The sequence below is a fragment of the Cytobacillus sp. GQ23 genome, assembly GCF_059758675.1.
Genome location: NZ_JCAXER010000006.1, coordinates 70,844 through 91,950, shown reverse-complemented (window position 1 = coordinate 91,950; position 21,107 = coordinate 70,844). Strand labels below are relative to the sequence as shown.

25 protein-coding genes and 1 riboswitch are annotated in these 21,107 nt (G+C 42.9%); of the genes, 11 read left to right on the top strand and 14 right to left on the bottom strand.

The genetic code is table 11. The annotated features are described in order from the left end of the window. Positions 1-146 precede the first annotated feature (146 nt). Positions 147-644, bottom strand: coding sequence for a preQ(1) synthase (gene queF, locus AC6CHU_RS06905; protein WP_498120893.1), 498 nt, complete (start codon positions 642-644; stop codon positions 147-149). A 110-nt stretch (positions 645-754) separates the two neighbouring features. After that, a riboswitch (PreQ1 riboswitch) is annotated at positions 755-800 on the bottom strand. A gap of 133 nt (positions 801-933) precedes the next feature. Between queF and mscL the strand changes: the two genes are divergently transcribed. From mscL to AC6CHU_RS06890, 3 genes are all read left to right on the top strand, one after another. Further along, on the top strand, positions 934-1,305 hold the full coding sequence (gene mscL, locus AC6CHU_RS06900; protein WP_159862032.1) for a large conductance mechanosensitive channel protein MscL: 372 nt from the start codon (positions 934-936) through the stop codon (positions 1,303-1,305). A 68-nt stretch (positions 1,306-1,373) separates the two neighbouring features. After that, complete coding sequence (locus tag AC6CHU_RS06895) at positions 1,374-2,015, top strand: Bax inhibitor-1/YccA family protein (protein WP_159862033.1); 642 nt, start codon at positions 1,374-1,376, stop codon at positions 2,013-2,015. Between the two features lie 309 nt (positions 2,016-2,324). Continuing rightward, complete coding sequence (locus tag AC6CHU_RS06890; RefSeq protein ID WP_498121010.1) at positions 2,325-2,672, top strand: AhpC/TSA family protein; 348 nt, start codon at positions 2,325-2,327, stop codon at positions 2,670-2,672. An 11-nt stretch (positions 2,673-2,683) separates the two neighbouring features. Here AC6CHU_RS06890 and AC6CHU_RS06885 read toward each other — a convergent pair whose 3' ends face one another. Then, a complete protein-coding gene (locus AC6CHU_RS06885) occupies positions 2,684-3,409 on the bottom strand; it encodes a 5-formyltetrahydrofolate cyclo-ligase (protein WP_159862035.1) in 726 nt (241 codons plus the stop codon). Positions 3,410-3,867: 458 nt separating this feature from the next. On the opposite strand from AC6CHU_RS06885, the gene AC6CHU_RS06880 reads away from it, so the two are divergent. The 5 genes from AC6CHU_RS06880 (at position 3,868) to AC6CHU_RS06860 (ending at position 7,757) form a co-directional block, all read left to right on the top strand. After that, the gene (locus tag AC6CHU_RS06880; protein ID WP_159862036.1) at positions 3,868-4,632 is read left to right on the top strand and encodes a gluconate 2-dehydrogenase subunit 3 family protein; all 765 of its coding nucleotides are present in this window, start codon (positions 3,868-3,870) and stop codon (positions 4,630-4,632) included. Between the two features lie 26 nt (positions 4,633-4,658). Further along, the gene (locus tag AC6CHU_RS06875; protein WP_498120889.1) at positions 4,659-6,368 is read left to right on the top strand and encodes a GMC family oxidoreductase; all 1,710 of its coding nucleotides are present in this window, start codon (positions 4,659-4,661) and stop codon (positions 6,366-6,368) included. 19 nt (positions 6,369-6,387) lie between these two features. Continuing rightward, a complete protein-coding gene (gene tatA / locus AC6CHU_RS06870) occupies positions 6,388-6,606 on the top strand; it encodes a twin-arginine translocase TatA/TatE family subunit (protein ID WP_159862038.1) in 219 nt (72 codons plus the stop codon). Between the two features lie 14 nt (positions 6,607-6,620). Continuing rightward, positions 6,621-7,349, top strand: coding sequence for a twin-arginine translocase subunit TatC (tatC, locus tag AC6CHU_RS06865; protein WP_251283246.1), 729 nt, complete (start codon positions 6,621-6,623; stop codon positions 7,347-7,349). A gap of 66 nt (positions 7,350-7,415) precedes the next feature. Further along, positions 7,416-7,757, top strand: coding sequence for a DUF3243 domain-containing protein (locus AC6CHU_RS06860; protein WP_498120886.1), 342 nt, complete (start codon positions 7,416-7,418; stop codon positions 7,755-7,757). A gap of 39 nt (positions 7,758-7,796) precedes the next feature. Here AC6CHU_RS06860 and AC6CHU_RS06855 read toward each other — a convergent pair whose 3' ends face one another. The 8 genes from AC6CHU_RS06855 to AC6CHU_RS06820 all read right to left on the bottom strand — a co-directional run bounded on the left by AC6CHU_RS06855 (position 7,797) and on the right by AC6CHU_RS06820 (position 14,507). Then, entirely contained in the window at positions 7,797-8,120 is a 324-nt protein-coding gene (locus AC6CHU_RS06855; RefSeq protein ID WP_251283248.1) for a hypothetical protein, read from the bottom strand. Positions 8,121-8,151: 31 nt separating this feature from the next. Next, entirely contained in the window at positions 8,152-8,688 is a 537-nt protein-coding gene (locus AC6CHU_RS06850; RefSeq protein WP_159862042.1) for a GNAT family N-acetyltransferase, read from the bottom strand. Between the two features lie 22 nt (positions 8,689-8,710). After that, positions 8,711-9,229: a GNAT family N-acetyltransferase gene (locus tag AC6CHU_RS06845; protein WP_498120880.1), complete on the bottom strand. Its 519-nt coding sequence runs from the start codon at positions 9,227-9,229 to the stop codon at positions 8,711-8,713. A gap of 23 nt (positions 9,230-9,252) precedes the next feature. Next, entirely contained in the window at positions 9,253-10,611 is a 1,359-nt protein-coding gene (locus AC6CHU_RS06840; protein ID WP_498120878.1) for a TldD/PmbA family protein, read from the bottom strand. 1 nt (position 10,612) lies between these two features. Then, the gene (locus AC6CHU_RS06835; RefSeq protein ID WP_498120876.1) at positions 10,613-12,004 is read right to left on the bottom strand and encodes a TldD/PmbA family protein; all 1,392 of its coding nucleotides are present in this window, start codon (positions 12,002-12,004) and stop codon (positions 10,613-10,615) included. Positions 12,005-12,294: 290 nt separating this feature from the next. After that, positions 12,295-13,806, bottom strand: a complete 1,512-nt coding sequence (gene cls / locus AC6CHU_RS06830; protein ID WP_498120874.1) for a cardiolipin synthase — start codon at positions 13,804-13,806, stop codon at positions 12,295-12,297. 162 nt (positions 13,807-13,968) lie between these two features. Further along, positions 13,969-14,142, bottom strand: coding sequence for a hypothetical protein (locus tag AC6CHU_RS06825; protein WP_201306448.1), 174 nt, complete (start codon positions 14,140-14,142; stop codon positions 13,969-13,971). Positions 14,143-14,363: 221 nt separating this feature from the next. Further along, complete coding sequence (locus tag AC6CHU_RS06820) at positions 14,364-14,507, bottom strand: hypothetical protein (RefSeq protein WP_159862047.1); 144 nt, start codon at positions 14,505-14,507, stop codon at positions 14,364-14,366. 323 nt (positions 14,508-14,830) lie between these two features. Here AC6CHU_RS06820 and AC6CHU_RS06815 point away from each other — a divergent pair, with 323 nt between their 5' ends. Continuing rightward, positions 14,831-15,328, top strand: a complete 498-nt coding sequence (locus AC6CHU_RS06815) for a GNAT family N-acetyltransferase (protein ID WP_159862048.1) — start codon at positions 14,831-14,833, stop codon at positions 15,326-15,328. A gap of 38 nt (positions 15,329-15,366) precedes the next feature. On the opposite strand, the gene AC6CHU_RS06810 is transcribed toward AC6CHU_RS06815, so the two are convergent. The 3 genes from AC6CHU_RS06810 to AC6CHU_RS06800 form a co-directional block, all read right to left on the bottom strand. Continuing rightward, complete coding sequence (locus AC6CHU_RS06810) at positions 15,367-15,693, bottom strand: SCP2 sterol-binding domain-containing protein (protein WP_498120872.1); 327 nt, start codon at positions 15,691-15,693, stop codon at positions 15,367-15,369. A gap of 135 nt (positions 15,694-15,828) precedes the next feature. Continuing rightward, positions 15,829-17,604, bottom strand: coding sequence for a gamma-glutamyltransferase (ggt, locus tag AC6CHU_RS06805; RefSeq protein WP_498120870.1), 1,776 nt, complete (start codon positions 17,602-17,604; stop codon positions 15,829-15,831). Positions 17,605-17,826: 222 nt separating this feature from the next. Further along, positions 17,827-18,339 (bottom strand): acyl-CoA thioesterase, encoded by a 513-nt coding sequence (locus AC6CHU_RS06800; RefSeq protein WP_159862051.1) that lies wholly within the window; start codon positions 18,337-18,339, stop codon positions 17,827-17,829. 145 nt (positions 18,340-18,484) lie between these two features. Between AC6CHU_RS06800 and AC6CHU_RS06795 the strand changes: the two genes are divergently transcribed. Both AC6CHU_RS06795 and AC6CHU_RS06790 read left to right on the top strand, forming a co-directional pair. Then, on the top strand, positions 18,485-19,057 hold the full coding sequence (locus AC6CHU_RS06795; RefSeq protein ID WP_498120868.1) for a TetR/AcrR family transcriptional regulator: 573 nt from the start codon (positions 18,485-18,487) through the stop codon (positions 19,055-19,057). Positions 19,058-19,133: 76 nt separating this feature from the next. After that, entirely contained in the window at positions 19,134-20,084 is a 951-nt protein-coding gene (locus tag AC6CHU_RS06790; RefSeq protein ID WP_498120866.1) for an SDR family NAD(P)-dependent oxidoreductase, read from the top strand. Between the two features lie 11 nt (positions 20,085-20,095). Here the strand turns inward: AC6CHU_RS06790 and AC6CHU_RS06785 are convergent, their stop codons facing one another. After that, positions 20,096-21,034, bottom strand: a complete 939-nt coding sequence (locus AC6CHU_RS06785) for a magnesium transporter CorA family protein (protein ID WP_251283255.1) — start codon at positions 21,032-21,034, stop codon at positions 20,096-20,098. Positions 21,035-21,107 lie beyond the last annotated feature (73 nt).

The window sequence follows — 21,107 nt, the reverse complement described above, 5'->3', positions numbered from 1 at the left end:
CTTCAGAGCTTTTTTATAGTATGGCATTCATTGAAGGAATTCTTTACTTGATATTCCACAAACACAGCTTATTCTGCAGCAAAAAAGGCAGATTGCTCTGCCTTTTTGATCATATTTTAAAATTGCCCTTTAAGCAAGATCTTCTATTAGCGATTATCAATCGTCTCCGGATAAAGATCATGGTTCATCAAGCGGTAATCCGCCATTTTCTCATATTTTGTTCCGGGCTTGCCGTAGTTCGTGTACGGGTCAATGGAAATCCCGCCACGAGGCGTGAACTTGCCCCAGACTTCAATGTAGCGCGGGTCCATCAGCTCAATCAGATCATTCATAATGATGTTCATGCAGTCCTCATGGAAATCGCCATGATTTCGGAAGCTGAAAAGATACAGCTTTAATGACTTGCTCTCTACCATTTTTTGATCCGGAATATAGCTGATATAAATAGTCGCAAAGTCCGGCTGGCCCGTTTTCGGGCAAAGGCTCGTAAACTCGGGACAATTAAACTTTACAAAATAGTCGCGGTTTGGATGTTTATTATCAAAAGCCTCCAGAATTTCAGACGAGTATTCAAAAAGGTAGTTAGTCCCCTGATTTCCCAATAATGTAATATCTGTTAATTCCTCATCTTTTCTTCCTGACATAAAAATAGCCTCCCTTTATATGATCCCGCTGATCCAAAAGAGAGGTCCGAAAAGTACAGCTTGAAAAATAAAACCATATCCTCTCTTGGATATGGTTGATTATTATAATCAAAGCCATAGTTTTTTATAGAGGGTGATGCTATGAACCTCTCCCGATAACACGGGAATAATAGAAATATAATTGTCATAGTTACTATAGAGAAAAAGCCTGTTTCTGTCAATAGGTGCTTCCTTATCACCTATTCTTCATAGTATAATAACGGTAATTTTCAAAGAAAGGTGATTGGTTATGTGGAATGAGTTTAAAAAATTCGCCCTAAAGGGAAATGTCCTGGATTTGGCGGTTGGGGTTGTAATCGGAGCTGCCTTCGGAAAGATTGTATCTTCCCTTGTAGATGATATCATCATGCCTCTTGTTGGGTTGCTTATGGGCGGAGTTGACTTTACGGATTTGATGGTGAAAGTCGGCGGAGCACAGGTGAAATATGGTTTATTTATACAGAATATAGTGGACTTCTTCATAGTGGCATTCTCCATTTTCGTCTTTATCAGGATTATCAACAATCGTTTCAAAAAGAAAGAAGAAGCAGCGCCAGAACCCGTAGTGGATCCCAATGTTGAGCTTTTAACTGAAATAAGAGATCTCTTAAAAAATAAATAATAAATGAAACTTAAAGAATAACTTTATCGTATATACATATACAAATGATGTTAGAGGAGAAATGAAAAATGTATGTACAGCACACCGCAAATAACAGTTATTTGCCTTCTGTTTTAAGGGCGTTTGCCTTATCATTGGGGATTGCTTTCGCCGGAACGATGGCGGGGGTTTTTATTCCGCCAGCCTTGTTTTTGCCGCTCATGATTCTTGAACTCGGCATGCTGCTTTTTGCTTTCCTGCTCCGCCGCAAAAAAGCTATCGGGTATACATTCCTTTATGTATTTACATTTATTTCAGGAATGACGACTTATCCGATTGTTGCCCATTACCTGGCTGCTATTGGACCAAATCCTGTTTTAACCGCCCTTGCAACGACAACGGTTGTATTTACAGGTTTAGCCGTGTATGCTTCGACTACGAAGCGGGACTTATCTTTCCTCGGCGGCATGCTGATGGCGGCATTGCTTGCTCTTATTGCGATTGGAATTTTCAGCCTCATCTGGCCGTTAAGCTCTAATGCTATGCTGGCTTTTTCCTTCATCGGAGTGCTTGTATTCAGCGGATATGTGCTATTCGACTTCAACCGCATGAAGCATTACGGAGTGTCTCCGGAAGAAGTGCCTTTGATGGCCCTTAATCTATATCTCGATTTTATTAACCTGTTCATTAATATCCTTCGCATTTTTGGAATATTGGGGAGCCGGGACTAACAGGAGTGAAAACTCCTGTTTTTTTTTATACTCAAGCCGGAATTCTTTATTCCTTTAAAAGAATTAAGTATGATCAGAAGCAAACCCGAAAGGCGGGATATGAATGAACTATATTTTAGAAAACCCAAATTCTGATAAAAATATGACGCTTGAACAGGCCATTAATGGACAATACACAATGGCTGTTTTCGTCCGCCATCTTGGCTGACCGGTCTGCCGGGAATATCTTGCGCAGTTGCGCGAGCGCATAAATGAAGTAGAAGAAAGAGGTTTTCAAGTCATTGTCATTGCTCCTTCGAAAGGAAATTTATTAAACAATTCCTTGAGCAATTCGGTCCGTTTCCTTTTCCATTCCTTGGCGACCCTTCCCGGGAAGCTTATAGAGGAATGGGACATAAAACCATGCCAAAGTGGAAGCTTCTTTCAAAAGCCGCATTAGGATATATTACAGGAAAAGTCGGCGACTTTATCCCTAGGGATGAAAAACAGAAAGAGTTTGTCCTGAAGTCCATGAAAACTCAGGATGTCTACATTCAGGGCGGGACATGGCTTTTTTCTCCTCAGGGAAACATGCTATGGAACCATATTGATGAATCACCTGAAGACCACGCAAAGATTAATGATGTTCTAAAGATAATGAATGAAGTGAAAGCTTAAAAGGCAGCCCATTACTTGGCTGCCTTTCCTTTTGTAATCTCCCATATTTCACGCAAAACCGGCATTTCTTCCATTTCCTTCTCCGTTACAAGATCCCATTGAATCCCGTTTGGTTTTGGATATGGCGAGTTGGTTTTGATCAGCTCTTTTTCAGTGGCAATCCAGTCGACAGTCAAATCAAATGGATCCCTCGGGATATCTGCCTCTGTCACCTGGGCGCTGTTAACCGTTCCAATCACAGGGATTTCAGGATTACCCAATTCTCTGATGATCGCATACTCCCGGTCAGCATAGCCCTCCCCTTTTCCGACCCGCCGGCCATCCCGGTGAAGACCTACTGATCCGGCAAAAAACAAATCAATCTTCGGCAATTCTGTGAGGGGGACTTCTTTTCCGTAAGAATGTATGTGCTTAAGGCTCGCAGCTTTCCGCTCTTCCCCTGGCGGCACCCATCCCGGCTTTACCATAATAAATCCAGCTTTAAGCCGTGGAGTTGGAACCAGCAATGTCTTACCGTCTTTCAAAATTTGTGTGCGAACCGGCAGCTGTGGAGAATCAGGATTTACCTTAATGACCTCAGCCTCTTTATATTCAGGCATAGTAAAAACAAATGCGGCCGCTTTTTCAGCTCCTTTAAAATTGGGAATTCTATTTTTTAAAGGAAACGGAAAGCGTCCAAGCTTGTTCTCTTCAAGAAAACTCCATATGTACTCACGGATTTCTTTTTTCGTATTCATTAGGGGTTCACATCCTTTCTTTCATTTTATCCATTAAAGATAGAAACTCCAATTTTTTAAATAAACAGGTTTTAAGACCAATAGACGGGGTAAACAAATAATGCAAAGCCAATAACAAAACGGAAGGGACTGGTTGACGATGAAAAGCGTAACAGCGACTTCAAGGTTCGTCATTGGCATTGCAAGAAACCAGGGAGGATTTGCAGAGCGTTCGAAAGGCACTCTCGTCTATAACCGATATATTTAAAATCGGTATTGCCCTATGCAAATCATAATCCTCAGGTTGTCCGTCATCGGACTTAAAAAAGGTGCAGACCAATCGGTTTGCATCTTTTTTAATGCTCAAAATACCCCTTATTTCCTCTTTTCACTTCATAATCCAAAAAATAATCCTATCAAAATGTTTAGACATGTATATATTTCTCCATAATGGCAAATAAAAGGAGGTTTCTATTGAAATGTCTGAACATGAACAAAAACAAGAATCAACCATGTCCCGGAGAAGATTCATCCGCAATTCAGGTTTAGTTGCCGGCGGTTTGGTGGGCGGCGGCATTCTTGGCGGCTTAATTGGTGCAAACATGAATAAAGATGGTACAGCAACGGAAGAGAATGCCCATACAAACGGTCATGATCAGGTTGCCTATCAGCAGTCGGCATTATATTTTACTAACCCCGAGACATTCGGAATTCTGCAGGCGGCCGTTGAGAGAATTTATCCAAAGGATGAAAATGGCCCTGGCGCCAATGATTTGGATGTTCCTTTCTTTATCGACCACCAGCTTGCCGGCTCATGGGGCAACAATACAAGGGAATATATGCAGGGTCCGTTCTTTCCAGGCTCAAACTTTCAAGGCTACCAGTCTCCATTAAGACGGCACGAAGTCTTTGATGTCGGACTTGCTGCCCTGCAGACTTACAGCAATGAAAAGTTCAATAAGCCATTTGCTGAACTGGAAGGCGAGCAGCAGGATGAAATTCTTACAGCCTTTGAGGAAGACAAAGTGAAGCTCAGGGGTGTAACGTCCAGGACTTTCTTTAATATTCTCCGGGCCGCCACCATTGAAGGTGTATATGCAGATCCTGCTTATGCCGGAAACAAAAATATGGAAGGCTGGAAAATGAAAGACTTTCCTGGCCATCAAATGAGCTATATCAATCAGATAGAGTCTGAGAAATTCGAAAAAATCAAACCGAACAGTCTCCATTCATATACGAAATAGGATTATCTTTTAAGGAAGTGGTAAACATGGCGAAAACATTGCCAAAAACAGATGCAGTTATTGTAGGAGTCGGCTGGGCCGGCGGTATCATTGCGGCTGAATTAGGAAAACAGGGATTAAAAGTAGTCGGCTTGGAGCGGGGAAAAGAGCGCGGCGTCAAGGATTACTATGTTATCCATGATGAACTTCGCTATGGAATCCGCTATGAATTAATGCAGGATCTTTCTAAAGAAACGATCACGTTCCGTAACCATGGAAAGGAAAGAGCCCTTCCGATGCGCCAGCTTGGCTCCTTTTTGCTTGGCGAAGGCTTAGGGGGATCCGGCGTTCACTGGAATGGACATACCTTCCGCTTTTTGCCCTATGACTTTGAAATAAAATCGCAGACAGTTAAAAAGTATGGAGAAGCCAAGATTAAGGGCCTCCAGGTCCAGGACTGGGGCATTACATACGAAGAACTGGAGCCTTATTTCTATGAATTCGAAAAGGCAGCAGGCATTGGCGGTGAAGAAGGTGAGCTGGGGCCAAAACGGGCAGACCCGTTTCCAAATCCTCCAATGAAGGAAACACCCATAACGGCCAGATTTAAAAAAGCCGCAAAATCATTGGGCATGAAACCATACCATATGCCATCCGGAAATATGAGCGAGGCTTATGAAAACCAATATGGAGCCAAACTGGCTGCATGTCAGTATTGTGCGTTTTGCGAACGCTTTGGCTGTGAATATGGTGCAAAGGCTGATCCAACTGTAGCCGTTATACCATTCGCAAAAGAAACTGGAAATGTGGATATCCGAAACTTTGCGAATGTAACGGAAATTATTCACGACGGCAAAAAGGCAACCGGTGTGCGCTATGTAGACGTCCAGACAAAAGAGGAGTTCATCCAGCCGGCTGAAATGGTTATTGTGACAAGCTATGTCATGAATAACACCCGCCTGCTGCTTACATCCAAGCTGGGACGTCCCTACAATCATGATACAGGCACAGGGGTGATTGGCAAAAATTATTGCTATCAGATTCTTCCGGGTTCAGCAGGCTTTTTTGATGAAGAGCAGTTTAATACATTCATGGGTGCCGGGGCTCTTGGGGCAACTGTCGATGATTACAATGGAGACAATTTCGATCACTCCGATCTTGGATTCATCCATGGCGGCTCCATCTCTATCAACCAGTCAGGATACCGTCCGATTCAATATAATATGGTGCCTACTGATACACCGAAATGGGGCAGCAAGTTCAAGGAAAATTCCATTAAATATTTCACCAGGGCTTTAAGCATCGGCACACAGGGAGCATCCATGCCTGTACAGCACAATTACATGGATCTCGACCCTTCATATAAAGATGCTTACGGGCTTCCTCTGCTTCGTCTGACATACGATTTCACTGAACAGGATAAGAATCTTTATAACTATATTGGAAAAATCACAGACCAGATCATGAAGGAAATGGGCCCATCAAAAATTAACGACCGGCAGCAGCTTGAGCATTATGATATTGTCCCTTATCAGACCACACATAATACAGGCGGTGTCATCATGGGAGCTGAGCCTGAAACATCAGCTGTAAATAACTATCTGCAGATGTGGGATGCAGAAAATGTATTTGTCGTCGGCGCATCCGCCTTCCCTCACAATGGAGGCTATAACCCGACAGGAACCGTCGGAGCACTCGCCTACCGTGCTGCTGAAGGAATCATCAAATACAGCAAAGAAGGCGGCTTGCTTGCATAAAAAATAAGGAGTGAACATCATGGGGATTTCAAATATCGGAATACCAGGATTGATTATCATACTGGTAATTACCTTAATTATCTTTGGTCCGAAAAAACTTCCGGAAATCGGATCGGCTTTTGGAAGGACCTTATCAGAATTCAAAAAATCAGCCAGAGATATTATGAGCGATGACGATGAACCTGAGTCAAAAACACGTTCAATTGAAACGGCTGACCGGAAGGATAAACCGCTTTAACAGGAGGGTTTAGAATGAAATCAGACGAACAAACCCTTGTAGAGCATTTAACAGACCTGAGAAAAGTGCTGATTCGATCCCTAGTTTTCTTTATTGTCAGCTTTGCCCTATGTCTGTTTTTCATCAATCGGCTGATACCGGTGCTGGCAAACGATCATGAGCTTGTTATGCTTGGTCCGCTGGATGTCATAAAGCTGTACACGGGAATTGCCGGAAGCATCAGCCTTGGGCTTTCGCTTCCTTTCATTTCCCATCAGATTTGGCTATTTGTAAAGCCGGCATTAACAGAAAAAGAAAGCCGGGTGTCCTTAATGTTTTTTCCGGCTATTCTGTTCAGCTTTATCGGCGGGCTTGGCTTCGGGTTTTTTATTATATTCCCTGCTATTTATCAGTTTTTATTGCTGTTGGGTGAGTCACACTTTGCGATGATGATCACGGCCAGGGAGTATTTTTCTTTTCTTCTGATGTCGACCATTCCTTTTGGGTTTCTGTTTGAAGTACCCTTGCTGCTATTGTTTCTGACAACTATAGGCGTTGTTACCCCAGTCATGCTCAGTTCGATGCGAAAATACGCTTATTTGATCATGGCTGTTGTATCAGCTCTAATTACACCGCCTGATTTATTTTCACAGATTTTAGTCCTCGTTCCTCTTATCGGGCTATATGAAATGGGTGTTATATTTTCAAAAGTGAAATTCAGAAAACTGAAAGCAGTTCAGGAAACACCATCGAGTGAAATCTAAAAGAGTTTAATTCTCCCTCTGAAAGGATATTTAATAAGAAAACAATCCTTTGGGAGGTCTATAAAAATGAATGAACAAGAACATGTAATCAAACAAGATGGTGAATTGGATACAGAAAATATTAAGAGCGCAATGGACAAGATGTCGAATGAACGGGCAGATGTTATCTTAAGCAGCTTCGATGAATTTAAGAGCTATCTGGCGGAACGGATTGAGCTTGGCAAAAAGCTGGGACTAAATGAGGAACAGCTTGCCGTAACGGCTGAAAAAGTGGCTGGCTACCTGGCTGAAAATGTGGAGCCCAAAAACCGTGAAGAACAGCTGCTGAAGGAATTATGGAAAGTCGGGGATGAGGAAGAAAAACATAAGCTTGCCCATATGCTTGTACGCCTGACAGAGCAGGCATAATAATGAAGCCGGAATTGTTGTTCGTGACAATTCCGGCTTTTACTTTTTGAGATCTTTGTACAGGTTTATAAAATGACTCGGTTCTGACTTTACTTGAAAAGAAAATAACCCCCGGCTGGTATGCAGATAAAGAAAACCAATTTCACAATTGGAGTTTCTGTACGACATATCCCAAACTTCATCAAGGAGAAACTTTTCTGATGGCGAAAGGATATGATCCTCATATAAATAAAGATAAAGTTCCTGTTCAATGTATTGCTGCTGATTCCAATCGATTTTCCGGGTGACTGTTATAAAAGGGTGGGAAGCAATGATCCGCACATGAACCTCCAGGATAAAAAGGATTTGCTTCCATTGAAACATATAGCGGCGTGTGATTCAAATGGCGGCTCTCTTAACCTGTGTATTCCTCACGCAGTATCGCATAGTAAGTCAAATCCACCAGCCTGCCATCTTTCATTGCATGCTGCCGCAAAATTCCTTCATGCTTCATTCCTGACTTCTCCATAATCCTCCAGGATCCGGGATTGTCTGTAAAAGCAAGAGCATAAATACGGTTATGGTTCAGTTCTTCGAATCCAAACTTAATAACTGCCCTTGCAGCCTCTGTACCATATCCTTTGCCCCAGAAGGGCTTGCCGATCCAATAGCCGATTTCTGCCCGTCTATTTGCATTGTTGCCCGTAATATTGATGAGTCCTATTAAGCTTTTATCCTCTTTTCTCGTAATGGCAAAAATCACAATCTTGCCTTTTCTCTCAGCTTCCAGGATGCTTGAAATAAAATCCCTTGCTCCCCCCTCCGGATAGGGATGGGGAATATTTAATGTAGTTTTGGCCACATCATAATCGCTTGCGTACTTTTCTACCATGGGTGCATCGTCAAGGGTAAGGCTGCGAAGAATCAGCCGGTCTGCTTCAAGAGTTTTCATTAGCGGGTCCTCCTACCTAACCTTAAATAACTGTTGTGCCTGCTTTCGCTACCTTCTCCATAAAAATAAATAGGGTTTCTTCTCTTTCCAGCTTTGCTGTCTTAAATCCCGCGTAACCAAGCTTTTCATAAAAACGAATATTTTTTTCGCTTTTGCTTCCGGTAAATAATTCAAATCGTTCTGCATTAAATCTACGTTCGATTTCCTTCATAAGTGCTTTTGCAATTCCTTTATTCTGAAAGTCCGGATGCACCATTAGTTTGCCTATATGACATGTTCCATCTTTTTGAAAGGCTCTGACGGAACCTGCCAGTTCACCATCCTCTATGTATTTTAAAATTAAATAATCTCCAAAAGCCTTTTCAACATCACTGACGGTTTGCTTTAATGGCTCGATATTAAAATCTCCATAAAGTTCCGCTTCACTTCTATATGCCAGCTTTTGAATGGATAATATTTTTCCGCGTCGCCTATTTTTGCTTCGATAACCCTCCCCATAAATATCCCCCTCTATCTGCGATGACTTTTCAAAAAAGCGCACCACATCGTGATGCGCCCTCCGTCTTACTCCACCGTAACAGCCAGCTCCCTGATTAATAGAGATGGCGAACCAATATAGCCTGTAGCCATGAATCCCATCGAGAATTCCAGGTCTGAACCGATTGCTTCAATATTATTCATAAGCTCATAAAAGTTTCCGGCAATCGTCATTTGGTTTACGGCGTTTTGCACTTTTCCGTCTTTGACATAAAAGCCGTTGGCCGCAATCGAGAAATCTCCTGAGACGGTGTTGGCACCGGAATGGAGGCCGGATAATTCGGTTATGAGAATGCCCTCTGGGACCGAAGATACCAGCTCATCATAGCTTTGATCGGATGGATTGACGTAAAGATTGGCTGGAGCTACAGTCAAAGCTCCCTTATATGAAGCTTTATAGGCATTGCCTGTCGATTCCACTCCATCTTTTTGAGCTGTTTTGCGATTATGCATCAAAGTGACAAGCCTGCCGTCTTTCACAATATCTTTCCTGGAAGTGGCCACCCCTTCGCTGTCGAAATTAGAGCTTAGCAGGCCTTCTTCCAAAAATGGATCATCTGTGATATTCAATGACTCTGCAGCAATGATTTCACCTGTTTTACCTTTTAAAGCGGATTGCCCTTTTTGGGTATTTTCAGCTGAGAAAATTGGGATGTATGTCTGCAGCAGAGCGCTGGCAGCATCATTCCTTAATATAACTGGATAATTTTTGCTTTCTGCACTTTTGGCATTAAGCTGTGATAACGCTTCTTCTACAGCATGCCTGGCTATCTCCTCCGGATTAAAAACGGAAAAGTCTCTCGTAAACTTGGAGTATTCACCATTTTTCACCTGATCTCCCTGCTTAACAATGACTGATACATAAATTCCGGCATGATTGGTCTTTTCGCTGAGATTTTGGCCCTTGCTGTTGAGGAGAACCCTTTCCGTTTCACTGCTGCTCAGCATGAAATAATCAGTCCCGGTTACCCGCTCATCATATGCATAGATATGCTTTTCTATTTCCTTAAGCAAATTTATTTTTTCAGGAATCGTTACTTCAGCAAGACTGCTTGAATAAAAGCTTCCTGCCTCATACTTTTCGCTGCAGGCAAAGATTTCTTCCTGTACTTCATCTTCTATGAATTGAGAGTTTTCCTTCGCATTCTCAATCAGAAAAGACAGGGACTCTTCATCCAGTTTTTCCGTGAAAGCATAGCCCATCCTGCCTTCGTAAAGGCCTCGGAAGGAGGTTCCGAACACTTCGGAAGTGTCGTAGGAATCGATATCACCTTTATAGAGCTCACAGGCGAACTTTTCCTCCCTCTCATAATAAAGCTCCATATCTGTAAAACCGTGTTCCTTACCAAGATGAAATAACTTCTCTTTAAATTCCTGCAGATTCATATTATTCGACCCCCTTGGTTCCGCCAACAGTCATTTCACTTACGCGGATCATCGGCTGGCCAACGTTGACTGGGATGCTTCCGCTCTGTGACCCGCACATGCCTGCACCATGATCCAGGTTATTCCCCACCATATCAACCAGCTGGAGAGTTTTCGGGCCATTTCCTATTAAAGTAGCACCTTTTAAAGGCTTGCCGAGTTTTCCGTCTTTTACAAGATACGCCTCCATGACGGCGAAGTTGTAATCGCCCGTTGTGGTATTTACCTGGCCCCCGCCCATGTATTTTGTATAAATTCCATACTCTGTATTTGAAATGATTTCTTCCGGAGTGGATTTGCCGTTGGCAATATACGTATTGGTCATCCTCGAAGTCGGTGCAAACCGGTAGGACTGCCGTCTTCCCGAGCCTGTCGGCTCCATGCCCATTCTGCGGCCCCCGAATTTATCAATCAAGTAACCTTTTAAAATCCCATTTTCAATCAGCACATTTTTACGGGCTTTTTCGCCTTCATCATCTATCGTAATCGATCCCCACTCATTGGCAATTGTGCCGTCATCAATATATGTAACGACATCCGAGGCCACTTTTTCGCCGACCCGGTTTGCAAAAACAGAGTTTTCCTTTGCTACAGATGTAGCTTCAAGACCGTGTCCGCATGCTTCATGGAAAATAACGCCGCCGAATTCATTATCAATGATGACGGGTAACTTCCCGCTTGGACAAGGGTCTGCACCAAGCATTGTAACAGCAATGCGGGATGCCTCATTCGCATAATGCTCCAGGTTCAGGTTTTCCATAAACTCAAAGCCTTTATGGGCTCCAGGTCCATAAAATCCAGGCTGTATTTTATTTCCTTCTGCTGCAATCGATTGGATAGCAAGGCGGCTTCGCACCCTCCGGTCTTCAACAAATTTACCTTCCGAGTTGGCAATCATCACATTCTGTTCTTCATCCAAATACCTGACTGTAACCTGCTGGATGCTGCTGTGATAGTTTTTGGCAATTTCATATGCCTTTTTCATCACATCAACTTTGCGGTGCTTCTCCACTTCGCGCGGATTCAGAGAAATTGGATGTGCTGCCGGGATGATCTCTTTATACAGTTCTGCAGGCTGAATGATTTTATCTCCTTTGATCGCCTGGGCAGCATTACCCGCAGCTTTCAGCAAGCCTTCCTTTGAGCCATCCGTTGTATAAGCATAAACACTCTGCAGCCCCTTAAATACGCGAATGCCGATCCCATAATCCCTGCCAGATAAGCTGCTCTCGATTTTCCCTCCCTGAAGTGCAAGGTTATTAGTGAAACGGTCCTCAACAAATACTTCAGCAAAGTCCCCGCCAGTAGCCAGGGCTGCAGTAATAACATCATGAATAACTGATTGTGAAAGCATAAAGACCCTCCTTTTATCTAACTTTTCAAACTATTCTAATCATACCTTACTGTTTCTAATTTTAGTATGTTTTTTTCCTTTTTTGACCATTAGGGAGGAGGATTATGTATCGGTCTGGAGATGGAAATAGATTTTTGGCTGTACGGGAGTTTGGTCTATTTGCAGATTCTCGGTTCTATTTGCAAGTTGGGCTCGTCTATTTGCAAGCCCACTCACCTATTCGCTGTTTAAAGAACTTTACTGACAAAGCAGTTGCTCCACAAAAAAAGCGCCACATCAATGGCACTTTTTTATAATACCCCGGAAAACAGCCGGGCGAAGGATTCCTTCGACCTTTCCGCCAATCCTCTTTTATAATATTGGACAGGACTTAATTTCACACTTTCCTCGAGATCCTCTTCATAATGGGCGACAAGATCGCGGATCGAGCTTGTACCGTACAAAAAGACATTAACTTCAAAGTTCAAATGGAAGCTGCGCATATCCATGTTCGCAGTTCCTATTGAAGCAAGGATACCGTCCACGATAATGATTTTCTGATGCAGAAAGCCTTTTTTATAGGAATATATTTCGACGCCATATCGCAGAAGCTCCGCAAAGTAGGACCTGCTTGCATATTGTGTCAGAAAGCTGTCATTTATCTCAGGGACGAGAATGCGCACTTCCACTCCTTTTGCCGCCGCCACTCTTAATGCCGTGCGAATCGATTCATCAGGGACAAAATAAGGTGTGGCAATCCAAATGGATCTGGTTGCGCAGGATATCATCGAATAATATAAATCACTCATTATTCCCTGCTGTGTATCGGGACCGCTGGCCACCACCTGGACCGCGCCATCAAGCACATCATCATCGATCGGATACTTTACATCCCGGTATTCCTCCAGCACATCTTCCTTGCTGACATATTCCCAGTCCAGGAGAAAGACCGTATGCAATGTATACACAGCCTCCCCCTTCAAAAGCATATGTGTATCCCGCCAGAAACCGATTTTTTCATCTTCACCCAGGTATTCAACGCCTACATTCAGTCCGCCCACAAAGCCAACTTTCCCATCAATTACAACAATTTTGCGGTGATTTCTAAAGTTGAACTTCTGATTGAAAAAACCGTACTTCAGTGGAGAAAATGGCCGCACTTTAATGCCTGCCTCCTCCATCGACTGCAAATCCTCCAGTGAGATTCCCATGCTGCCTGCTGCATCAAAAATAAACAGTACTTCCACCCCCTGCCTGGCTTTGTCGATCAGGATATTGATGATATCCTTGCCAAGCCTGTCAGAGCGGAAAATATAATACTCAATATGGATAAATTCCTTTGCTTCACGCAGCTTGTTCTTGATTTCATTAAATGTCTCCCCGCCATTTTTAAGGATTTTCGCCCGTGAATTAGTGCTGAGCGGGGTCAATGCCACATTATTGGCGAATTTTGCAAAGCAGTGCTGGCTGTCCTGGAGGAAAGATATATCTGGCGTGTCTTCCCTTTTCATCAGCCTTTTCCATTCATCCCTGTCCCGGCTTCTTTTGCTTTTAAACAGGTAGCCTTTCAAATATAGCTGCCCGGAAAACAGGTAAAACAGATAACCGGCAACTGGAAAAAACACCAGCACATACATCCACAGCAGAGTTTGATTAGGGCTTCGATTCTCGAGCATCAAGGATATAGCGCTGATAATGATAACAGCTGCATAAAGCAGGGCAGCACTGATTTTAATGGGTGAGCTGGCATCCGTGAAAAAGATCATATACACAGATGCAATCAGGATAAACACAAAAATGGATTCCACTCTTCTTTTTTTCATAGGCCACTACTCCTAAAAAGGTTACTACAATATGTATGTTTTCCTTATACCCTTTTTGATGCCATATAGAAACCAGGCAACATTAGCTTTTCCCATTTTCAGGACAAGAAAGCATGATTCGGAAAAAAAGAAGAGCCTTGCGGCTATCGCAAAACTCTATGGCTATTGTCCCCCTCCGGTATAATGCTTGTCACCCATCGTATAATTCGAGCTCTCCCCTGGCCTTTCACTTGGGCTGATGCCTTTTTGCATTGTATTGTTAATCTTCTTCCTCTTGCGGTCAATACAATAAGCGAAAACCAGAGTCGCCAAAATTAAGCCAAACAGCACTCCCATTCTTCTTCCTCCTTTTTATATGTATATTCAATATTCATGAGCGATTGCTTACAAACCGGGGTTTAGAAAGTATCTTTTCAAAGATTTTTTGTCTTTGAATTATGCCCGTTGATTGCAGTGAAAGGCACGCAGCGAACCCGCGGGGAGGAATGCGAGCCTCCTCGGCTTCGCCTGCGGGGATGCCAAAAAAAGAGAGCTATACTTATAGCTCCCTCTCAGTATTACTTCCTCATATTCTCCTGGTCCTTCAGGCGGTTTTGCTGATCCGGCTTACGCTCCTGATCTTTTATTGACTGTTGTTGCTGCTGCCGGGAATCCTGCCCTTTTACAATCTCTTTTAAGTCCTTGCTGTTATTCTCGGCCATGCTGATCCCTCCTGTACTTTTTTTATCCTGTTCCCTTATCAAAGCAAATAAAACAATTTTTCTTCGGTATTTTCATATTAATTGTTGCTTTAGTCTATTGAACCGCGGGGCGGGCGAGGACTCCTCCTGGACGCTGCCTATCCTGCTTCTCCCGCTGGACTTGAATAAGCTTCCATCAGTAATATACATTTTCGAGGACCTCGCATCATCAACTCAGTAAATCATCTGCAAACATCAGCAAACCTTGAGAAACAGCCTTTTTTAAAAGGATTTTTCCCAAGCAAAGAGAATCTTATGGGTAGGTAAAAAAAGGAGTGACCCCGATGGAAATTAGGCTTCTGCACCCGGATGATGCTGAGATGTACAAAGAGTTAAGATTGGAAGGATTAAAAAAGAACCCGGAAGCTTTTGGTTCAAGCTATGAGGAGGAAGCCAGCCGCCCTCCTGAATTGTATGGTGAAAGATTTAAGGCGGAAAATTCCTTCCACTTCGGCGCGTTCGAAAATGGTAAGCTGATTGGTGTTGTCAGTTTAGTAAGGGATACCGGGCTAAAAATGAAGCACCGCTCCAATATTTATGCGATGTATGTGACAGAGTCCGCCCGAGAGAATGGAGTCGGCAAGAGCCTTATCAGCAAGGCTGTGGAAAAGGCACGGTCATGGGACGGGGTGGAACAAATCCACCTGGCTGTTATGTCTGAAAATATGCCTGCTAAAAAGCTTTATGCTTCTTTAGGCTTTGAGGTTTACGGTACGGAGAGGCACGCACTGAAGATGGATGGAAGGTACTATGATGAAGACCTGATGGCACTGTTTTTATAATAAAAGGCAGCTTCCTGTTTGAGGGGGCTGCCTTCTTCTCATTGATATTTGTTTACAATTTCCTGCAGCTTCAGGGCAAGCCCCATTTTCCCGTCTACTTTCAGGCTCCCTGTCATAAATGCCATGGATGTGTTGAGTTCATCTTTTAATAGTTTTGAAAAGTTTTTGTCTGACAGTTTCAGTGTCACTTCAGGATCATGGGAAGCCCCCTCTTCTACTATAACTTTTCCTCCCTTTAATCTAATCTGGATTGGCCCGCTTTCCTCAAGGTCCACCTGAAATACCCGATCTTTCTCATCTTTGATATGTACGGGATCAGCGTTCATTTTATCTGCCAGCTGGTATAATTCATCTTTGACTGCCATGGCATGTTCCTCCTTAATATATGGCTTTATGATTATAGTTCAACACATGAACTTAAATTCCTTCCAAAAAATGAACTACTATTCACTTTTTATCAAAAGAATAGCACCTTAATAAAAGGTGCTATCCCCACAAAACTATTTCCTTTTCCCTTTCAAATCAACACCAATGGCAGCACCATTGCGGCTTGAATCTGCCACACCTTTGAAAATTCCTTTATCACGATCGATCAAAATACTTTGGACATTTCCTATCGTGGTTGGACTAGAACCAAATTTATGTCCCATTCCGTCAAGTCTATTAATAATCTCTGAAGGAATGCCCTCTTCATAGCGGTAGGAATTCAGGTTATTTGTATAGATTCTCGGTTCTTCCACCGCTGCCTTTAGCTCCATATCATAATCAATGGCATAAAGGATCGTCTGCAGCACGGATGTAATGATCGTTGCGCCTCCCGGTGAGCCAACTGTCAGGACAGGCTCTCCATCTTCAAAGACGATCGTCGGGGTCATCGAGCTTAAAGGCCGCTTGTTTGGCTGGACTTCATTTGCCCCGCCCGGTACGGCATCAAAATCTGTCAGCTCATTATTCAGCATCAAGCCGTAGCCCGGAACCATGATTCCTGTTCCAAATACCTGTTCAATGGTTGTCGTATAAGACACAACATTTCCCCATCTGTCGGTTACGGAAAAATGGGTGGTCTCACCGTACTTGCGGTCATTCGGCTGTTCAACTTTATCATAATCGGCTTCACTGTCCTCATATTTCCAAGGATCTCCCGCTTCAGGGCTTGGATTTACTTTATTCAGACTGATCAGTTCCTGGCGCTCCTTAATATAATCAGGGTGAAGGAGCCCATTAACCGGGACATTGACAAACTCCGGATCCCCTGCATATACGGCGCGGTCTGCATAGGCAAGGTGCATCGTCTCAGCAAGCAGGTGATATTTCTCCCAGGACTTTGCATCATATTGTGATAGATTAAAATCATCCAGCATCTTCAGCATCTGCAGTAAAAACACTCCTCCAGAGCTTGGAGGCGGCATGCTCGCAATTTCATATCCCTTATAGTCACCCCAAATAGGTTCATCTATGGTAACTTCATACTTTGCCAGATCTTCCGGTGTCATTGAACCTCCATACCCTTGAACAACACCTGCAAGTGCTTCTGCAATTTTGCCATTATAAAAAGCATCTGTTCCTCCAGCACGGATCATCTTAAAGGTTTTTGCAAGATCCTTCTGTACTAGACGGTCCCCTTCCTGAAGTGGTTTGCCCTTAGGCAAAAAGACTTTGCCTGCAGCCGTTCTGCCTAGCTTGTCCTGATTATCGGCAATCGCATCGGCTAAAACAGAATCAATCGGAAACCCTTTATCTGCCAGCTTAATGGCAGGACCGATCAGCTGCTGCATAGGGCGTGTTCCCCATTTTTCAAGAGCCGTTTCCAAGCCTTTCAATGTACCGGGCACACCCACAGCTGTCCCTCCAGTTGAACGCTCCGCAAATGGAATCGGCTTCCCGTTTTCATCCAGGAACATATCCGGCGTAGCACCGGCAGGAGCGCGCTCACGGCTGTTAATGATGGTGGTTTCTTTCGTTTTGCCATCATAGACCATCATGAATCCTCCGCCGCCGATTCCGGACATCATTGGTTCGACCACATTAAGGGCGAACTGGACTGCGACAGCAGCATCAATGGCATTTCCGCCCTTTTTCAAGACATCAGCCCCAATTTTAGATGCCAGCGGATGGGCTGAAGCCACCATTCCATCCCTGCCGACATCAACCTGGCTATACCCTCCATAGCCATCATCAGGCTTCGGCTTTTTCGCTTGCCCGGTTAAAGGCATGGTTCCTGCAACCAGTAAAATACTCAGAAGCATGAGAATACCAGTTTTCAAAACTCTTCTCATAATCTACCTCCTTCAGTTAGGTTTTACACTTCTAACTTAAGAGGAAGGAAAAGGATAATCAAGGAATTAGAGTTAATATTCTGAAAGTTAAATCTATTTTACTAGACAAAGGCATGTAGAAAGGTTCAATTATTTTTTCCAAATGGGAAAAAATGAGGAGGAAGTTTTTAACAGAGGAAGAACAGTGTTATGTGCTCTCCCCCATCAAAAATGCTTTGTTAATCACCAGGGCAGATTTGTACCATATGTCTTTGCCCTGGCTTCACTGTCCTTCCTGCGTTTTTTGCGGAATTCCGCCCGTTCTTTTGCCGTTTCATAAAGACTCTTTTCTTCTTCTGTTTCAGGCACGACGGCCGGCACAGGAGCCGGCTTTCCATTCTCGTCAACCGCAACCATTGTCAAAAAGGACATTGCACACACATTTCGATCACCTGTCAGAAGGTCTTCTGCGATTACTTTTACGAAAACCTCCATTGATGTCCGGCCTGTATAGGTCACAAATGCCTCCAGACAGACTGAATTGCCTTCATATACCGGATGAAGAAAGTCAACAGAGTCTGTTGATGCGGTTACCACATTTCTCCTTCCATGCCTCATCGCTGCAATAGCTGCCACATCATCAATATAAGCCATCAGCTTGCCGCCAAATAACGTTCCATATGTATTCGTGTCTGGCGGAAGCACGATGCTCGTTTTTACGGTAAAAGATTCTCTGCATGTTTTGGTTTCATTCATGTTGTTCCCTCCTATTTTACTAAAGCATATCAAATACTGATGCCTAATAAAAATTTTTTGGTTAAATATTAATTTGCTATTGCCAAAATTCCCCACTATGTCATATAATCTTATTGACCAGTGTTCAATAACGAAAGGTGATTCCATGAGTCCAAGAAAAGCAGCCCATGAGGAACTTACAAAAGAAGCCATTATTTCTGTAGCACGTGATCTGTTTATTAAGGAAGGATATGCCGCAGCATCCATGAGGAAAATAGCGGATACACTTCAATGCAGCCATGGTGCCATCTATTATCATTTCAAAAATAAAGCTCAATTATTTTATGAAATGGTTGAAGCCGATTTTCAAAAGCTCAGCCAAGTCCTCGACAGTGTGCTGAGAGACTCAGCAGATACTAATGAACAGAAGCTTTTCAGCATTTTTTACCGCTATATCGAGTTTGGCCTGACCAATCAAAAACATTATGAGCTGATGTTTTTAATACGTGATGATGATGTGAAAAGTTATCTAAGTGAAGGACCAAATACCAGCTACATGCATTTTGCGCAAGCGATTAATTCACTGGCTCCAAGGGCTCTTTCCATAAAAGATATTTGGTCTGTATTTTTAAGCCTGCACGGCTTTGTCACGCATTATTGCAGATCCGAAACGACATTTGAAGAAGTGAAGGATCACGCCTCTTCACATGCTAAATTTTTACTAAAGGCAATTTCTTAAAGAAATGTTTCCGGCATTTCTTTCATTTTTACTCTTAATTGAACAGTGGTTAATAAAATACAAAGGATGATTGTATATGATGAAAACAGCTGCAGTGTTAGGAGCAACCGGCGGAATGGGCCATGCATTAACAGAGGCACTATGCCGCAGAAATATAAGAACTATTGCTTTTGCAAGATCTGAAGAAAACCTGCTTAAATTTAAAAAAGACTGGGGAACAAATGCTGTTATTCAATCAGGCGATGCACTGAATCCAGATGATGTTGAAAAGGCAGTAATAGAAGCAGATGCTGTTTTTCATGCCATCAATATCCCTTACCCGGAATGGGATCCAGCACTCTCCATTATTCTGACTAATACCCTGCAGGCTTGCCGCAAACATCATAAGCCCTTTATTTATGCTGATAACATATATTCCTATGGCCTTCAATCCAGCCCTGCTAACGAATTTTCTCCCAAGAATCCGCACACCAAAAAAGGCAAGCTGCGCGAAACCTTAATCGAGATGATAAAAAGCTCAGATGTGCCATACATCATTGCCCACTTCCCTGATTTTTACGGCCCTCAAACAGGAAATACACTTTTACACTATACTCTGAGTCAGGTTCTTGAAAAAAATAAAGGCTTGTTTGTCGGCAAAACCAATATTCCGAGAGAATTCATTTTTATTAAAGATGGTGCAGAAGCGTTAGCCGAACTTTCGTTAAATAGTGACTCATACGGTGAAGTCTGGAATATCCCTGGTACAGGAACCATTACAGGGCAAGAAATAGCCAGTATCGTTTCCAGCCATCTCAAGAGAGAGATTACCTTCCGATCTGTCCACAAATGGATGGTTCGTGCCATCGGTGTGTTTGATCCCATGATGAAAGAATACACTGAATTGATGTACTTGAATCAGACGCCTGTTATTTTGGACGGCAGTAAATATGAAGCGAGAATCGGCAGTCTGCCTAAAACACCATATGAGACTGGGATAAAAATGACATTGGATCATTTATTAAACGAAAAGAATGCCGTACTCTAACGGCATTCCTTTTATTTAAAGAATGAATTTTTCTTTTTACCCCTCAGGATATCACCCATCCAGCCTTTTTTCACCAGCATGAAATAAAGGGCTGCGGTAGACGCAAGGATAATGATCAGGGAAAACAAATACCCATACTTCCACTCTAGCTCAGGCATAATTTTAAAGTTCATGCCCCATAACGCTCCCCAGGTTGCGACCGGTGTCATTAAGGTAGTAATGACGGTAAGAGTCTTCACGATTTCATTTCCCCTGTGCATGGATACCATCTCTTCAAAATTCACAAGGTCGTCAATTTCCTGCTGAAACTCACGCACCAGCGTATAACCTCTTTCAATTCGCTTGCAGGTTCTTTTAAACTCAGTTCCTTCTGTAACACCTTCACCAAAGGTTTCTTCTACACCAAGCCTAATCTCTTTAACTGGAATCATGATATTTTTCCACACTAGGATCTGGTGGCGGAGGTCATAGATTTCTTCCAGGCGATTAATATTATTTTTATCTTTTATTTTCCATAACAGGTCATTTAGCCTTACCTCAAACTTATCAATCTTCTTAATATTATCGCTCAGAATTTCACCCAGAATCACAAAAAATCCATCAATGGCATTGTGCGCATAATCCATTTTTTTTAAAAGCAAGGATTCATCAGACTGAATAACAGACGAATCAAAATCAACAGTCAGGAGAAAATCCCTTGTCAGAAAATAGTGGAACATGCTATGTTCATGCTGCTCCTCCGTTGTCTGCGAATATATGAGGGAGCCGCTGAGAATTTCCTTATTGCGAACTGAGGTATCTATTTCCATTACATTTGTTTTGTTCTCGGAAGTGTTTTTAGCCCATTCCTGCAGAGCTTCTTTATAATCTCCAGCTTCATTAAAGTCTATTTCATCCAAATGATCGTATCGGTGCCATGTCCAATTATCTTCATTATATTCCTTTTCCATCCCCAGCTTCCTCCTAAAAAGATTCCTATATATATCAACATCTTTCCCTGCTAATGGCTCGAATTAAACCACT